Annotated in this window: 15 protein-coding genes; 6 read left to right on the top strand and 9 right to left on the bottom strand. The window is 45.4% G+C overall.

The window, feature by feature from the left end; genetic code table 11:
- Positions 1-159: 159 nt before the first annotated feature.
- The 4 genes from ACFQ88_RS11690 to ACFQ88_RS11675 form a co-directional block, all read right to left on the bottom strand.
- Positions 160-2,730, bottom strand: a complete 2,571-nt coding sequence (locus ACFQ88_RS11690) for a glycosyl hydrolase family 95 catalytic domain-containing protein (RefSeq protein ID WP_379454227.1) — start codon at positions 2,728-2,730, stop codon at positions 160-162.
- Between the two features lie 143 nt (positions 2,731-2,873).
- A complete protein-coding gene (locus ACFQ88_RS11685; RefSeq protein WP_379454226.1) occupies positions 2,874-4,205 on the bottom strand; it encodes an ABC transporter substrate-binding protein in 1,332 nt (443 codons plus the stop codon).
- A 136-nt stretch (positions 4,206-4,341) separates the two neighbouring features.
- Positions 4,342-5,238 (bottom strand): helix-turn-helix domain-containing protein, encoded by an 897-nt coding sequence (locus ACFQ88_RS11680; protein ID WP_379454225.1) that lies wholly within the window; start codon positions 5,236-5,238, stop codon positions 4,342-4,344.
- A 231-nt stretch (positions 5,239-5,469) separates the two neighbouring features.
- Positions 5,470-6,429, bottom strand: a complete 960-nt coding sequence (locus ACFQ88_RS11675) for a ring-cleaving dioxygenase (RefSeq protein ID WP_379454224.1) — start codon at positions 6,427-6,429, stop codon at positions 5,470-5,472.
- Between the two features lie 240 nt (positions 6,430-6,669).
- Here ACFQ88_RS11675 and ACFQ88_RS11670 point away from each other — a divergent pair, with 240 nt between their 5' ends.
- The 3 genes from ACFQ88_RS11670 to katA are packed head-to-tail and all read left to right on the top strand — an operon-like array spanning position 6,670 to position 9,861.
- Positions 6,670-7,080: a hypothetical protein gene (locus ACFQ88_RS11670; RefSeq protein ID WP_379454223.1), complete on the top strand. Its 411-nt coding sequence runs from the start codon at positions 6,670-6,672 to the stop codon at positions 7,078-7,080.
- A 39-nt stretch (positions 7,081-7,119) separates the two neighbouring features.
- Positions 7,120-8,349 (top strand): MFS transporter, encoded by a 1,230-nt coding sequence (locus ACFQ88_RS11665; RefSeq protein ID WP_379454222.1) that lies wholly within the window; start codon positions 7,120-7,122, stop codon positions 8,347-8,349.
- A 54-nt stretch (positions 8,350-8,403) separates the two neighbouring features.
- The gene (gene katA / locus ACFQ88_RS11660) at positions 8,404-9,861 is read left to right on the top strand and encodes a catalase KatA (RefSeq protein WP_379454221.1); all 1,458 of its coding nucleotides are present in this window, start codon (positions 8,404-8,406) and stop codon (positions 9,859-9,861) included.
- A 184-nt stretch (positions 9,862-10,045) separates the two neighbouring features.
- On the opposite strand, the gene ACFQ88_RS11655 is transcribed toward katA, so the two are convergent.
- The 5 genes from ACFQ88_RS11655 to ACFQ88_RS11635 all read right to left on the bottom strand — a co-directional run bounded on the left by ACFQ88_RS11655 (position 10,046) and on the right by ACFQ88_RS11635 (position 13,678).
- Positions 10,046-10,882 carry an alpha/beta fold hydrolase gene (locus tag ACFQ88_RS11655; RefSeq protein WP_379454220.1) on the bottom strand — a complete coding sequence of 279 codons (837 nt, stop codon included), beginning with the start codon at positions 10,880-10,882 and terminating at the stop codon, positions 10,046-10,048.
- Positions 10,883-10,945: 63 nt separating this feature from the next.
- On the bottom strand, positions 10,946-11,383 hold the full coding sequence (locus ACFQ88_RS11650) for a Dps family protein (protein ID WP_239633714.1): 438 nt from the start codon (positions 11,381-11,383) through the stop codon (positions 10,946-10,948).
- A 23-nt stretch (positions 11,384-11,406) separates the two neighbouring features.
- The gene (locus ACFQ88_RS11645; protein ID WP_239633713.1) at positions 11,407-11,601 is read right to left on the bottom strand and encodes a CDGSH iron-sulfur domain-containing protein; all 195 of its coding nucleotides are present in this window, start codon (positions 11,599-11,601) and stop codon (positions 11,407-11,409) included.
- A gap of 40 nt (positions 11,602-11,641) precedes the next feature.
- The gene (locus tag ACFQ88_RS11640) at positions 11,642-13,474 is read right to left on the bottom strand and encodes an amidohydrolase (protein WP_379454219.1); all 1,833 of its coding nucleotides are present in this window, start codon (positions 13,472-13,474) and stop codon (positions 11,642-11,644) included.
- 30 nt (positions 13,475-13,504) lie between these two features.
- Entirely contained in the window at positions 13,505-13,678 is a 174-nt protein-coding gene (locus ACFQ88_RS11635; protein ID WP_239633711.1) for a XapX domain-containing protein, read from the bottom strand.
- A 350-nt stretch (positions 13,679-14,028) separates the two neighbouring features.
- Between ACFQ88_RS11635 and ACFQ88_RS11630 the strand changes: the two genes are divergently transcribed.
- The 3 genes from ACFQ88_RS11630 (at position 14,029) to ACFQ88_RS11620 (ending at position 17,050) form a co-directional block, all read left to right on the top strand.
- A complete protein-coding gene (locus ACFQ88_RS11630) occupies positions 14,029-14,667 on the top strand; it encodes a hydrolase (protein WP_239633710.1) in 639 nt (212 codons plus the stop codon).
- 576 nt (positions 14,668-15,243) lie between these two features.
- Positions 15,244-16,125 (top strand): LysR family transcriptional regulator, encoded by an 882-nt coding sequence (locus ACFQ88_RS11625; RefSeq protein WP_379454218.1) that lies wholly within the window; start codon positions 15,244-15,246, stop codon positions 16,123-16,125.
- 52 nt (positions 16,126-16,177) lie between these two features.
- Positions 16,178-17,050, top strand: coding sequence for a LysR family transcriptional regulator (locus ACFQ88_RS11620; RefSeq protein WP_379454217.1), 873 nt, complete (start codon positions 16,178-16,180; stop codon positions 17,048-17,050).
- The last annotated feature ends 38 nt before the right edge of the window (positions 17,051-17,088 follow it).

Here is a 17,088-nt window from a genome sequence, read left to right as displayed (position 1 = left end):
GTCTCGGACGCTAAGCGAACCGGTCGATTACTGACGTATTCGAAATCACGCATTGTCTGACCGACATAATCTAGTTTATCTTTATAACGCTCCTTTCACAATACCAGCTGCCAGACTTTACATTGGACACAGAAAACCTCGCGATATACATAGGTGTACTTACCGTAGAGACATGGATAATTGATAGGCTTTTCCAGCCTCTGCATCAAAAACTACACACTCGTTATTCGAACGGTCAATGGTATGATCTATCAAGCGACCGGATGTGTTCTCTACAATGTGCACCGGGTGACCCGGCCATGGGTTCATCACATAACACGGCAGTGTACGGCGTGCTTCTATGGTTACCAGCCCTACACCATCCGCATTTTTCGACGCCGATACCAGAAAACCGCCCCTAGCCTGAAATCGGCTAAAGGAGAGTTCTGCCCAGTCCGGTACCGCCGAGAACAAGTGAATGCGCCCGCTGCGGCTGTTGATCACCCTTTCCGGGTCGTCGTTGATCGCCAGGCACAGCTGCTTATAGCTCTCGATTGGCTTTGTATGGCCGTTCGTGGAAGGGAACGTATCCTTGCATTCACCCAACAGGACAAACACAGGCTTGTTGCTGGATGCAGGTACAAGACGCGCGGTACGCAGCATGATATCCTTCATTTGCCGGGAGCTGTCCAGGTGAATTTCATCCGCCAATGTCGTCGGATAGATGCCAACGTACCAAGGATGGCAGCCCTTTTGCCATCTTGGCCTGATGCCGCTAACCCCTGCAAAGATTGGCCCCTCTTCCGTTTCAAACATCGGATAAGGCGGGAGATTATCTGCTGCTTCCAGCCATCCGGGTTTTAAGTCCTGGTCCATGCCAAGGTAATCCGCTAATTCGGCAGCGCGCCGGAATGTCCAGCGGAACATGCATATGGCACTGATCGTATCCTTGTTATATTCGAAATTCGGCTGAACGCCCCAGCATTCCGCTTCCACCGCCGGAACGATATGAAATAATCCGTCTTCCTGTCGTTCAATATACGCAGCGTAGAAGACAGCCAAATCCCGTAAAGCCGGATAAAGCGTCCGTCTTAACAATGCTTCGTCCACCCCGTAATCCCAAATGTCCCATAACACCTTCAGTACCTGCGCCCCAGTTTCCAAGCACAATTCCATCGACGAGTTGGAGTGTACGTACCGGTCCGGCTTTACCGGCGGCAAATATCCATGTACCAGGAGCATACCCGGCAGCCCATACACTTCGTTTGCATTCATCCGGGCAGCCGGCAGCCAGTTCTCTACGAGATGTCCCCACATATCCAGTGCATCTTCGCGTCCCCGAACTACCATTGATGTATAGAAAGGCTCGTTATAACAGGGTAACCCGTGCCACAGCTGGGCGTCGGTCTCAACCGTTGCGTAGGAAGCGCTTGCTTCAAAACGTCTCGAGTCGGTACGTACTCCTCCGGAATGCTTGCAAAACCAGCTGTAAAACAGATTCGTTATTTCTTCCTCGTAATGAGCTTCTCCGGGATAAAAAACTCTTCCGTTTTCCCTTTTGTCGTATAATCCGCCGTACCATTCGGCATTCTCTGCACACAATGCTTCATATCCGTCTTCTTCCGCAGCTAACAACTGCCGCTTTGCTTCCGCCAAAATATCAGCGGCATCATTGGAGGTAACTACGGCGACATAGAGTGTTGCATTCCCGGCAGCCTGAGCCGTAAGCGTTGCGGTAACCGCTGCCCCCTGGGCCTCACGGATATACATGTAATCCTTCTCATGGCGCTCCGCGCCGGCTGCCGCATAAGGTTGAGTCCCCAAGCCATGACCGAACTCTTCGTGAATCGATGCCGTCCCTTTACCGCTAACCAGACCCATCATCACATATTCAAACCCATCCGGAAATGTTTTTTCGGCGGGCAGACACTGCTTGATCCAGAAAAATCTCCCTTCTCCCCCGTTCTCGGGCGGAGCAATAGGCCCATTCCATTCCGCTTCCGCTTCGTAGTTGTAATACTCGGCGGGTTGATCGCTGTTTCTAGGCTGGTAAACGACCTGACGTTCGTGTCGCGGCTTGAATTCGGTTCCTTCCGCATTCATGTAGACGCGATGGCCTTGATCCTTATGGCGGTACAACCGGAACGAAAGCGGCACGGATAATCCCTTAAAGTCCGTCCGTATCGCTATGATATTGCGTTTCATACAAAGAAGATAATCAAGACGAAGCGACGTTCCTTCTCCCCCTATTGCGCTGCTCACCATCCCCGTGTCACAATGCTGCGTCATTGTAGGCTGGGGAAGGCCCGATAAGTCCGCGCATTTTACAATAATCTGTCCGACGGGCTTTTGACATGGAAAAGGATAGGCACGGAACGCCGCATACGGTTCTCTTCGTCCGCCTCTGGGATCGAGAGTTCCGTATTTTGGCCGTGTGCTTCCGGTGGGCTCTATATCTGAAAAACCTTCATTTGCTTTAGAATAGGCGCCCTCGCGGATTTCCTGGATCGTGAGTGGAGTAGGGTTAGCCATTCGACGGTCAAAAATATCGGATTTGATCATGCTGAGAGTGATCTGCTCCGGAGGTCCCCATAGACTAGCCTTGATTGACGGACTAGTTAAAGCATGCAGCGGGTTTTGCGACCAAGCCACCTGCGGATGCGGGCAGCTGGGATGTATGCATCTGTTAATTTGAATACGTTTGGCCATTTCTCTGAGCGGGATTTGAACGTCGTCTCCTATGCTCTTCACTCGTGCTTCACCTCTCTTTTTTATTTAGGCTGGCATATCAACTCGTTACCGGTATCCCGGCCTCATTCTAGTTGAACGGGGAAGTCTCGCGCGAGAAGATCCCTTGACTCTTGACTCCCGTCCAACATGGCGAACTGCCAATCTTATTTCTTCGCTGCTTCTTGTGCTTTCACATCTGCAATCGACTTTTCGATCGACTCCTCGGCCTGTCTCAGCGCCGAGTTGATATCCGTACCATTTTTCAGCATCGCATCAAAGGTGTTCCCCGGTATGCCGGATACATCGACAAAAGTCGTTCCTTTTTCCCGAATCGGTGCCGGAGGCGCATACTTATTATAGAAAACCGCCTGTGTATTTCTCCCCTTCAGCCACTCGATGTCTTGTCCGAACACGGATTGAATGTTTTTGTTAACAAGTGGAGTAACTAAAGCTTGCTTGGATAATTTCGTTTGCACCTCATCCGACAGCAAGTGAGCGATAACCTCGAACGCCGCATCTTTATTTTTCGATTGCTCCGTAATATACATCGAATAAAAATTCGGTTGAAATCCGACCTTTGGAGCGTCTTTGAAAACCGGAGCAGCAACAACATCCCAGTTTAAGTTAGGATTGGATTGATACATCGTAATTAGCTTTTCAGTAACATCCATATTCATAGCTGATGTGCCGCCTCCAAAAGAACCGGCTATAGAAGGAGCGTTCGCCGGAATGTCGTATATTCTTTTGAAATTCGCAAACAGCTGCTGCCATGCTTCCGTATTGACTGCCGCCTTATCGGTTTTGGCGTCCATGAAGCCTAACGACCGTTGATTATACTTAAATACGAGCGGGCTGTTATAGCGAAGCCCTACATAGTTGGCGCCATTGTCTGTACGGGATATTTTTTGGGCAATATCGTATATTTCATCCCACGTAATACCGTCCTTCGGATAAGCTACGCCGAATTTATCAAAAATATCTTTGTTGTAAAATAAAATAAGATTGCTTCCCATAAAAGGAAGTCCGTACAGCTTCCCGTCTCCCCAATTTCGTATCACTTGGAGCAGCACAGGATCGATCCGGTTCAAATCGAAGTTGTGCTTTTTAATAAGCTCGCCTATATCGTAATGCAAACCATTGGCCATAATTCGCGAGTTCACGTTCGTACTGCTCTCAAGAACGATATCGGGAACCGTTCCTGCCACTATCAATTCCGGATAGTCGGCCCCTTTAGCCTTATGAATGTGCTCCACTGTGATATTCGGGAATTTTTCCGTAATATATTTTCCTATTTCTCTTTGAAAATTTTCTTCTTGGGCATAGTTCGAATTTTGAGCGGTGTAAAATAAAAGTTTAATCGGGGCATTACTTTTGACTACTGCTTCAGCTTCATTTTTCCCGGAATCACCTGTTGCCGTAGTTCCACCCTGGCTGCAGGCAGAGAAAAAGATAAGAGTGACAAGTGGAACCGCTAATAATAAATGACTTCTTTTCATTTGAAACCCTCCCCTTGATTATCTATGTGGTGCTCAATCCGATCATATAATAAGCCCCGTACGATAATCCTATTGAAAAGTATCAAAATTCTATTGCAAGAGTGTTAGCGCTTACAGTTTGTGCTATCCTAAACATTCATTCATTCGTTAACTGACTAATAAGCTTTTTTATGCTTGCAGCGAATTGATGAGGGGTCACGCCATATTTTTTTTTGAACATACTAATAAAGTACGAAGGCGAACGAAACCCTGTCTCCGCACTGATCTGTCTGATCGAAACGTCTTGTTTATAAAGCATCGATTTGGCTTCTTCCAAACGTTTATCCATGGTATACTCGGTGATCGTCTTGCCAAGCTGCTCTTTAAATAGCGCGGACAAATAATTTGGCGAGAAGTGCAGTTCTTGAGCTATATCTTCAATTTTAAACGGGCTTTTGTAATGATGGTTAATCCATTTCAATATGTTGTTAATATGCTGAGCTTGAGTTGAGCCTAGTGAAATCGGATCGCTAGTCAATACTTCCTCCGTGTATATCATTCTTTGAAAGTACGAAAAAAAATGATAGAAAAACAGGATAACGGATTCCCGATTCATTATCTCCAGACCGCTTGATAAACTCTCATGCAAATCCTTGAATCCATACTCTAGATGCGCGGCCTGCTCGTCGTTCAAATAAAATAACTGCCGGCTCATTTTATTTTCTACAATTTGCGACAAGAATGAAGAAAGCACGGGAAATATCGAAGCATACTGCTCAATAAGCGAAGCTTTCACTTTAAACACCGTACGGGTATAATCCGGCGGCACATTCATGTGAATATAATGCATCTGAAAAGGCTTGATTACGATTAGCGTATGCGGACGAACCTGGTGTATTCGGTCATTGATTATATACTTTCCGTCGCCTTCGTGTATGTACAATATTTCTAAACCGTCATGAGCATGAAAATGTTCAACGGATGCTGTGTACGTCTCTTTATGGCTAAAAAGATATAAATTGTCCAGCCATCTTCTGAATGTCACTGTTTTCACCGGCTTCGCCTCCAGAAAACATTTTGTTTACAGCATACATCATCAGATGACATTGTTGAACTTATTTTTTGCTTACCCCGGTGCCCATAGTAGTAATACGTAACACGTATTGGACTCCATTGTTGCATATTCGAATCTGCACTTCCATGAAAATACCGCTCAATTACTGGTGCTAGTATAAGAAAAGCCCGTTCCAACAAGGAACGAGCTTGCAACATCATAACGAAAATCTTAACCGCTTTTGGTTCCATCCGGCTCCAACACACGTACTTGAACAGATGATAAACCTTTTTCGATTTCGGCACGGTTAACCTCAAACCATTCCGGAAGCATCAGTTTTTCACCTAATGCATCTGATTGCTCATCAACTGCAAATCCTGGCGGATCCGTGGCGATTTCAAACAGGATGCCGCCTTCTTCACGAAAGTAAATGGCATGGAAATATTGCCGGTCGATAATGGATGTGGGTTGAAGGCCATGCTGCTCTACATGAGCTCTCCACGAAGCATGATCTTCATAATCCTTTGCGCGCCATGCAATATGATGAACAGTACCGGCTCCACTTATGCCCCACTCCATCGCCGCAACGTTTACATCAATAATATTACCAAGAGTCCCCGTAGATTTATAGCGCATAAAGTCTCCTTCTTGTTCCACCCTTTGAAGACCCAAGACCTGCTCTAGTACTTTCATCGTTTTGTTGGGAGCAGTAGTATATAGGACGGCACCGCCGAAACCTTTGATAGCTTTATCTACTGGAACGCCGCCGAACGACCACTGCCTCCACTCCCCTTCCTCGCGCTCTACAATCTCTAGCTGCAAGTCATCCTGATCTGAAAACGTTAAGTAATTCTCACCAAACCTCGTATTCATCGAATAAGGAACATGAAAGCTTTCTAGGCGCTCTTTCCAAAAATCGAGTGAACCTATAGGCACGACATAGGTTGTTATACCGACCTGTCCTCCGCCAATCCGCCCTTTACGGCCAAATTCATATGGAAAAAATGTGATGATCGTACCTGGACTACCTGCCTCATTACCGAAATATAAATGGTAAACCTCCGGAGCGTCGAAGTTGATCGTTTTTTTTACAAGTCTCAGACCTAATACCCCTGCATAAAAGTCCACGTTTTTTTGCGCATTCTTTACAAAAGCCGTTATATGATGGATCCCTTCCGTTTGCTTTGCCATTTTGCAAACACTCCTTGTATGATCTTTAACCTGCTTATGTCCTATCATATTGAAATGATTGTTCATCAACAATTCCATTATTTCTATATTACGTATAGCCATTAACTATATCTTCAAGAGTGAAACTCATATAAGCAATTACTATACGATATATAGACAGATTCATATTGATAGATGCTTATCACAGCTTATAAGATGAGGTTGAATTATTCTAGCTACTATTAACAAGGGGGAAATTCGATGGGAGTACGTTTTTTGAAAATGGCAGTCGTTTATATTTTGCTTGGCATTTGCATCGGTATTTACATGGGAACATCGCTTAACTTTGCATTAACGAGCGTTCACGCACATGCAAATCTTTTCGGGTGGGCAACATTAGCTCTTTGCGGATTTACGTATCTTCGCTTTCCCAAAGCAGCAGAATCTCCTTTAGCTAAGTGGCATTTCTGGTTGCAAGGTATTGGCCTGCCCATCATGCTTATTACCCTCACCTTAATGGCACACGGCTATGCGCCGAATTGGGTTACGACGCTAAAACGCATTGGTGAAGCTGTCGCTGGAATCGGCATCTTGGTTTTTGCTATTAATGTTTTTACTAACGTGAAAGCAAGGGACATTCACAGTAGAAGTCAGCATGATGTTTCCATGTAATACTCGGGGAGACAATCTGAATAATAAGGGGAGAGTATTATGGTTAACGAACCGCAGTCTAACTCGTCAAATTTCTCTTTCATTACCGGCATTCTTTTCTGGTGTACATTAGTAGTAGTATCTTGTGTGTATTTAACGATTCCATTAATAACGATTTTTGCAGACGCATTCAAGGTGTCATCTTCTCAAGCCGCCTGGGCCGGCAGTGCTTTTTCGTTTGCCTTTGCAGGCGGGGGGTTGTTCTTTGGAGTTTTATCCGACCGTTATGGACGAAAAAAACTGATGTTATCAGGGTTGCTGTTGCTCACTATAATAACTCCCCTAATCGGGAGTGTCAGCAGCTTATCTTGGCTTGTTGCCCTTCGAGCTATCCAAGGCTTAGCAGCGTCCATGTTCCCTCCGTCTGTTTTGGCCTACGCAATGGAAATGTTTCCGGTTAAAAAAAGAGTAACCATTATCGGGTTCATCAGTACGGCGTTTTTAATGGCTACTATTGCTGGACAATTATATAGCAGCTTTATTGTTTTGAGCTTGAGCTGGTCTTATGTTTTCTATCTGCTTTTTGCGGTGTATTTAATATCCACTATCTTGATAACCTTTTTTATTCCAAAAGACAAAACAAAGCAACCGGAGGGCAGCTTCTTTTCTCCCTTTTTACGAATAGGCGATATTTTTAAACGAAAAGGCCTGCCTTTTTGCTACATCATTTCTGCTACGCTCTTTATTTCGCTTGTCGGCTTTTTTACGACCCTTGGAAATTATTTAAGCAGTCCGATTTTCGGATTAAGTCATCAAGATATTCTATGGGTCCGTGCGGTTGGTATTATCGGCATGCTGGTAGCACCGTTTGATGGAAGATTGGTTGCGAAAATTGGAGTCAAAAACGTTTTATGGTGTGGACTGATCTTAGCTGGAATCGGCTTGGGCTTGTTAGGCTCCATGCCCAACATCATTTTTCTAGTAGCCATGAGCGTTGTGTTTATTACGGGAATTGCTATGGCTCTTCCCGCATTGATCTCGCTAATTGGTCACATTGCCGGGGAATTCCGGGCAATCGCCGTTTCGTTCCACATGTTTATGGTGTTCATTGGTGCATCATTTGGGCCGATTCTCTCGATTTATCTGATCAATCACGGAGGCTATTTACTCTCTTTTGAAGTATTGGCCGGATTGTTAGGCTTGAGCTTGCTTGTCCCTTTTTTTATTCGTTTAGAAGAACCACGCAGTTACCCAGCATCATCCCAAAACGAGACCAACGTAACCGGTTAATCCCGGTTCCCCTTGGCTCATCGTTGTATTATTCATTACTTTGGAGGTTTGCACATGGAAAGCAAAAATGGCCATTTAACTACAAATTGGGGTGCACCCGTTGGAGATAACCAGAACTCCATGACAGCCGGCCCACACGGTCCAACCCTCATTCAAGACGTCCACCTTCTGGAGAAGCTTGCCCATTTCAACCGGGAACGCATCCCCGAACGCGTTGTTCATGCCAAAGGAGCCGGAGCACACGGATATTTTGAAGTAACCAACGATGTTTCCGCCTATACAAAAGCCGGCTTCTTGACTAAGGTTGGCAAACGTACACCGGTTTTTATACGATTTTCCACAGTTGCAGGAGAGCTGGGATCTGCAGATACCGTACGTGACCCGCGCGGCTTTGCCGTAAAGTTTTACACGGAGGAAGGAAATTATGATTTGGTGGGCAATAACACGCCTGTCTTTTTCATTCGGGATGCCATTAAATTTCCTGATTTCATTCATACCCAGAAACGCCATCCTCAAACTCATCTGAAAAACCCCAATGCTGTTTGGGACTTCTGGTCTTTGTCCCCCGAATCCTTGCATCAAGTCACTATCTTGATGTCCGACCGCGGTATTCCTGCGACTCTTCGTCATATGCATGGTTTCGGAAGCCATACGTTTAAGTGGGTCAATGCGGACGGACAAGGCATTTGGGTTAAATATCATTTTAAAACGGAACAAGGTGTGAAAAACCTGGATGTCGAGCTGGCCGCCAAGCTGGCCGGTGAAAACCCGGATTATCATACCGAGGATTTATTTCATGCCATAGACAAAGGTGATTTCCCCGCATGGAAGCTATATGTACAAATGATGCCGCTGGAAGATGCCAAGACCTATCGTTTCGATCCTTTCGATGTAACAAAAGTGTGGTCGCAGAAAGATTACCCTCTTATCGAGGTTGGACGCATGGTTCTAAACCGAAACCCGGACAATTATTTTGCTGAAGTTGAGCAAGCAGCCTTTTCCCCTGGAGCGTTCGTACCCGGTATTGAGGCTTCGCCGGATAAAATGCTGCAGGGCCGTTTATTCGCCTATGCGGATGCTCATCGCTATCGGGTGGGGACAAACCATCACACATTGCCTATCAATAAACCTGTTGTCGAAGTAAATAACAACCAGCGTGATGGCCAAATGCGTTCCGATCGCAATGGGGGGAATTCGATATACTATGAACCAAACAGTTATGGCGGAGCTGCCGATTCGGCAGCCCATAAGACAGCCGCGTTTGAAGTAACCGGTTCAGCCGATAGTGTCCCGTATGATCATGATGATCATTACACTCAAGCCGGCGACCTGTATCGATTGCTTCAGGCAGAAGAACGCGAGCGTTTGGTTACTAACATTGTGAATGCTATGAAGCCTGTGGAGAAGGATGAAATCAAGCTTCGTCAAATCTCTCACTTCCATAAAGCAGATCCCGAATGGGGCCAAGCGATCGCCGAGGGGCTTGGCTTGAGAGTTCCACAGTTGGCTTAATACGACCTGTAAAAGAGAGCAGTTCCTTACAGCAAAGCTGGGGAGCTGCTCTCTTTTTGCTAATAGTAATTCCTAATAGTAATTCCTATCTGCCTCAAAAAATGCATATTATAAAGAAAAGATCTGTAAGAAAGGCGGCTTTGTAAGGCCGCTCTCTTTCAGATCTCTTTAATACGCACTGCGCTTAGTTATTCAGAAAGTTAATCAAAGCTTTATTGAATTGATCAGGGTGAGTCGCATTTAAGCCATGTGGTCCACCTTCGATGACAACAAGCTCACTGCCTTTAACCGCTTCGTGGGAGAGCTGGCCGCTTACTTCAAGCGTAACGATCGCATCGGAATCACCATGGATAACGAGTAACGGGATATCGAACTTAGCCAAATCACCTCGGAAGTCGGTCCGGCCGAAGGCAGCAACGCAATCCAACGTCCCTTTTGCGGAAGCGAAGGAGGCGATCTCAAGGTTGTACACACGGAAGGATTCGCTGACCAGATCGGTTCTATCCCCTGCTTTAAAGAAGTTATGAGTGAAGCTGTCAAGGAAAGCAACCCTGTCTTTTTTTAGGCCATCTTGGAAGTCTTGAATGGTCGCTTCATCCAGACCTCCTTCCGGATGCTCGGCGGATTTGTAGAAGAACGGAGGAACCGCAGCTGCCAATACGGCTTTTTTAACACGACTTGTTCCATAATTTCCAACGTACCGGGCTACCTCTCCGCCGCCCATCGAAAATCCGACCAGTGTTACATCGTTAAGGTCAAGATGTTCGATCAGCTTATGAAGATCCGCCGCAAACGTATCGTAGTCGTAACCGTTCCACGGTTGGGAGGATTGTCCGAATCCGCGCCGGTCATATGTAATTACACGATAGCCCGCTTCAATGAGAGCTGGAACCTGACTCTCCCACGAGCGTCCGCTGAGCGGCCAGCCATGGATCAGAATGACAGGTTTACCTGCGCCGAGATCTTCAAAATACAATTCAATGGGTTGTCCGTTTTCTGTTCCTACTGTTAATTTAGCCATGTTTCATACTTCCTTTCGAAATTGGTTTTGGGATAGCGGATCGGTTTGACGCTTACATCTCAATTAACCCAAGAAAGATTTCAACATCCATACATGCTTTTCCAGGGAGCTATGAATGGCCAAAAGCAGATCCCCAGTCGTCTCATCGCCTTCACGGTCTGCAATACTCATGCCCTCTTTAAGCTCACCCACAATAGTCCCAAAATCAGCCGCAAGCATGCGGACCATCTCATTTGCATTCTCATTGCCTGCTGCATCTTTTACTGTTGCTTTTTCGATAATTTCACGAAGTGTCGCCACCGGACTACCGCCTAATGCAAGCAGCCGTTCGGCGAGATTGTCCACATGAAGTGCAGCTTCCATATAAAGTTCTTCGAACTTCAAATGCAATGTGAAGAACTGAGGCCCTTTTACATACCAGTGATAGTTATGTAGTTTGGTGAACAACAGACTCCAGTTAGCGATCTGGGTGTTAAGCACTTCCGTTAGTTTCTCTGACATAAAAAAACTCCTTTCAAAATTGGTTAAGCTCTAGGCGAGCTTTCAAACTTACCTTTATGAGTCAAGTCGCAGAACGGTTTTTGACTGGATAACCCGCACCGGCAAAGAATAAAACTTTCCTTGGTCTCAAAACGGTTCCCCACCGCATCCACCATTTCTACATTACCCGTAATACGCAATGGTCCATTATCGTTTACTTTAATCGTAACTTCAGACATGTTGATCTCGCCCCTATTCGACTAATTTGGTGAAATACACTTAGAAAACGAAGCAATCCAGATCACAAAAGCCACTGCCATGATGATGATTGCACCCATGATGATGGTGCGCCTTTTGAGGTGCCTGAATTCCTGCTCCGCCGCCTCCGTAATTGGTTCCATTGTAATAGCCTCCAAAGAAATTATGCGGAGACCAGTCCGGACTGGCTTTAGGTGCTGGCGGCGACAAAGACTCAAATTCGTTGGCACCGTAGACAATATTGCCTCCTACTACAGTGAAGACAGATTCAATTTTTTTAATAGCTTCTTCAGAGACATGAAAGAAGTTATCGGATAGTATCGAAAAATCAGCATAATGACCTGCTTTGATTTGCCCTTTTACATCTTCTTCTTTGGAAAACCATGCATTTCCCGATGTATACATGCGAAGCGCTTCATGCCTCTCTACACGATTGGAAGCTGGGTACAAGCTTAGTCCGCCAAGTGTCTTGCCCGTCACTAACCAATATAAGGCAACCCAGGGATTATAACTGGCTACTCTTGTTGCATCCGTCCCAACACCAACACGCAATCCAGACTTAATCATCTTGGTAATCGGAGGAGCATTTTCCGCTGCTTTGGCCCCATATCTATCGACGAAATATTCACCTTGAAAGGCCATTCGGCTTTGAACGGCGATCGAACCTCCTAATGCCACAACTCGCTCCAAATCCTTCTCCTGGATTGTTTCCGCATGATCTAAAATCCAGCGCAAATCTTTAAACGGAACCTCTTTGTTCACGCGTTCAAATACATCGAGAAAACGTGTTATAGATTCTCCATAAGTGGCGTGAAGACGAAATGGCCAACGTTGCCCTACAAGATGCTGGGTAACTTCGAAGAGCTCGTCTTCCAGTACAGCAGGAAGTTCCGGACGAGGTTCTACAAAATCTTCAAAGTCTGCTGCGCTATAAACAAGCATTTCACCTGCTCCATTATGACGATAGTAGGAGCTGCCCGTGTACGGCTGCGTTGTTGCGGTCCATGCTTTAAAATCACTTACCTCATTTTGGGGATGCTGGGTGAATAAATTATACGCCGTACGAACCGTAATTTCTCCGCGTCGGTCAAGCTCATCAAACACCTGGTAATCATCGGGATAGTTCTGAAAGCCCCCGCCAGCGTCAATAACGCTTGTGACTCCGAATCGATTCAATTCCCTCATAAACAACCGAGTGGAATTCATTTGATCCTCGTAAGAAAGCTTAGGACCTTTAGCTAAGGTGGCGTACAAAATCGTAGCATTGGGTCGAGCGATGAGCATCCCTGTAGGATTACCTTGGCTATCCCTTTGGATTTCTCCGCCTGGCGGGTTCGGCGTATTTTTCGTATACCCGATTACTCGCAATGCAGCTTTGTTCAAAAAGGCTTGACGGTAAAGATTGAGGATAAATACGGGAGTTTCAGGAGCAATCCGATTGATTTCTTCTAATGTTGGCATACGGCGTTCGGTGAACTGAAACTCTGTCCAGCCGCCAACAACACGTACCCAGTGAGGTGCTGGCGTGCGATCCACCTGCTTCTTCAACATCCGCAAGGCATCCGCTACTGAGGGTACTCCATCCCAACGAAGCTCGAGATTATAATTGAGCCCGCCTCGAATGAGATGAATATGAGAATCGTTCAAACCCGGAATCAACATTCGCTTATTTGCATCCACAACCTGCGTGGTATGCCCAACATATTTCATGATTTCGGCATCGTCCCCCACGGCCAGGAATTGGCCGTTCTTTACTGCTACGGATGTGGCTGTCGGATTAGCGTCGTCCATCGTCACGATTTGAGCATTATGAATAACTAGGCTCGCTTCAACAACCGTCGTTTTCTCAGACATGAATGAATCTCTCCTTTGAAATTTAATGGGTTATTTGCGGCTTAACCAAAGCTGTATCCATGGTATCAACCGTTGTCCTAAAAACATACCAAAGAGACCAAGCAATCCCAAAAAAGGCGGCGCCGGAGATGGGATCTTAAGTGATTGAAAAACAACCCCAATGACAATACCTGTAGCCAATGCGAGAAATATTGAACCCCACATCTATTTCCCCTCCTTTCTGCGGGTCAATATGGTTTATTGCAAAGTATTCACCTTCATAAGTCTATAAGCTCACTATTCTTTCTATCAATATGACATTCTCTATAACACCCATAAGGATCGATTATATATTATTTTTGGTGATCGGAAGTGAGCCGCGTTGAATTTATTTGACAGCCATAAAATTTCTTATTCATATATAGTACATTTTGACCTGTATAGATTTTCCCTATGTGTTATATAGAAAACTGAAGATTGTTTGGACACTTGCATTTCAATAAACTGATTGCAAGCAGCAGGTTTCAACTATTTGGATTTGCTGTAATCATATCCATGGAAAGCGGGGATTTTATATGTTCAACAGCAAGACCGATTTACTTACGGCGGAAAACTCGGCAATTATTCTTATTGATCATCAGCCTCAAATGCTGTTTGGTGTCCAAAGCGCTGATCGCCAAACCATCATTAACAACACGGTTGGACTTGCAAAAGCGGCCAAAGTATTCAATGCGCCTATTATTCTTACAACGGTTGCAGCTGAGTCATTCTCAGGTCCAATTCATCCGCATATTCAGGAGGTATTTCCTGAGATAACGCCGATTGACCGTACATCCATGAACTCTTGGGAAGACGAGAACTTTGTGGCTGCTGTGAAACAAACAGGCCGTAAGAAGCTCATTATGGCAGCGCTTTGGACAGAGGTTTGTCTTGCTTTCCCTGTCATTTCAGCCCTTAAAGAAGGTTATGAAGTCTACATCGTAACGGATGCTTCCGGCGGGACAACAACAGATGCACATAACATGTCCATTCAACGCATGATACAGGCAGGAGCCATCCCGGTTACCTGGCTATCCGTTTTGCTTGAGTACCAACGCGACTGGGCTCGTCAAGAAACCTATGAACCAGTGTTGGCAGTTGCTATGCAGCATAGTGGCGCTTACGGTGCGGGCATTGTTTATGCGCAAGCGATGTTTGGCGGCCACGGAGGATAAACTCTATATTCGATAGGGGCGGCTAGCCCCTGGCCTCCATATGCGGGTCCGCATACGGCGGTTCTTAAAGGTTAACGAAGTTCCAAATAACGTGAAATTAGGCTGAGTAGCCCTTGGTCGCTCCAATAGGAGCGACCAAGGGCGTTATTTATGTTGTGGGACATCACCCAGCAACCACGCCGGGAATTTGCCATCATCCTAGCCGCTCATCCGGGAACTTCTAAAGCACGAAATGATTCAGCGCGGCTTCTCAACCGCGGGTCCAGCTCCGTTAATTGAGAATGTAGCTCTTTATATTATCAGGCTACACGCATAGTGTCTCCAACGTACCAACCCTAAAATCTAGCAACCTTCACCTGAAATCTGGCGGATATATTACAAGACAGGTTCCCACTTATAATGTTTATAAAGGCCTGGGATCGTCCGGTCAGGCGAATATAGGTATTTGGGCAACCGGCGATTCATCACGGCCCATTATTCCAAGGGTAACTATCACTTTCAATGGGCACCGCCTTTTTGTTTGAAATATCTTTGCAGCTATTACGAATAATCATTTGGGTCGGGAGGAGATACACTATGGAATTGCGCCAGCTTGAATATTTTATTCAAATATGCAAATCGGGAAGCTTCACGAAAGCTAAAGAACAATTAGGGGTTACCCAGCCTACGTTAAGTCAGCAAATTCGAGTATTGGAGGACGAGTATGATACTCTTTTGTTCAATCGGGTTAGCAGGGGAGTGGAGCTGACGGAAGCAGGAAGAATTCTCTTGAATAAGGGGAATGCCATTATGAATCTTCTTGAGGAAGCCCGGAATAAGATATACGGTCAGAAGCATGTAACGAGAGAAACACTTACAATTGGTTGTTGCCCTTCCGAAATGGAATATTTAGCTCCTACTTTCCTTAGATTTCACCAAAAGTTCCCAAATGCGCAGTTGAAAATTATCGAGGCGGAGGATGTAGAACTTAAACTTCAAGAGCATGGGGTTGACATTGGTATTACCTCGAATCCTATATCAGATCATTCGGTGGTTGCAACACATCTTTACAGGCAAGAAATGGCACTATTGCTTCACACCAGCCATCCTATGGCAGATAAAGTATCCATTCCTTTTCGAGCTTTGAAGCAGATGAATTCAATAGTGTTTCGAGGACAATACAAATCGTTAATTGAAATGTATGGTTTCTCTTGCGGCTTTACCTTGGAGTCGATGATCGAGACGACTTCAACCTCATTATTGATCCATTGGGTTCGGCAAGGACATGGAGCAGCTCTTCTTCCGATCTCTTTACTCAGAAGTTTAAACGATGATTCCTTGCGCATTGTAAGGATCGAAGGCCAGGTTCCTACTTGGGATATATCCCTTGTGCATCTTAACTCTGCGATGATGAGATCAACGGCACACGAGTTCATTCAAGAGATGAAACAATTTGTAAGAGTTGCTGAGACTGGATAAATAGATGGATGAGTACATGTTAAACTATAAGCGGGGAGAGGTGTGAACAACAGTGTTCAGGCACTTAGAGTGCTTCATTCAAATTTGCAAAGAAGGCAGCTTTACGAAAGCTGCGGAAGTATTATTGGTCTCTCAGCCGACATTAAGTCAGCAGATCCGGTACTTGGAGACGGAGGTCGGCACCCCATTGTTCGAGCGGTTTGGCAGAGGAGTAAAAGCTACACCTGCCGGGGAGATTCTATATGAAAAAGCCCTTTCCGTAATGGGATTAATTGAAGAATCAAAAAAAGAAACGCAGGAGCTGCGTCACGCTCGGACCAATAAACTATTGATAGGCATCGCGCCTAACAACTTCATTCATTTAGTGCCCGGCTTTTTGAAATTCCATGAAAAGTATCCGGATATCAGCTTAAAGTTTGTGGGGGCAGAGGTTACATCTAAACAACTATTGGAAGGGAGCATTCATATTGGTATTACGGATGAGCCCGAACCAAACGAAGATATTCATATGATGCATTTATATCATGAAGAACAAGCTTTGGTCGTTTATACGGATCACCCATGGGCAGACAGAAAGGTTATTTCTTTTCGTGAATTAGAAGATTTTGATGGTGTTTTATTGGCTAAAGATTTACAAATCTTCAGACAGATTCATAAATTAAGCGATAAGCTCACCAATACCCTGCCATACAAATTCGAGTCTACCTCAACGAGCATACTTCTATCCATGGTCTTACATAAAATGGGTGCTGCTATTTTACCTGTTTCTTTGATCGATAGCTTTCCTTGTCAAGGTATGAGGATGATTCGTCTTGTGGAGCCCACACCTACTCGAGAGATCAAGCTGATTTATCTCAAGCATCAGTTCCGTAACCCTTCTGTTCAAGCCTTTATTCATTATCTTCTTGATCTTACGAAAACTTAACAGATCTGACCCATTTCAGAGCTTGGAGCTCGATGACA

It is taken from the genome of Paenibacillus sp. NPDC056579, from assembly GCF_042793215.1.
In the GTDB taxonomy this organism is placed as follows: domain Bacteria; phylum Bacillota; class Bacilli; order Paenibacillales; family NBRC-103111; genus Paenibacillus_S.
Note: the sequence above shows the minus strand (reverse complement) of the source record. Positions and strands in the feature narration are given on the sequence as shown.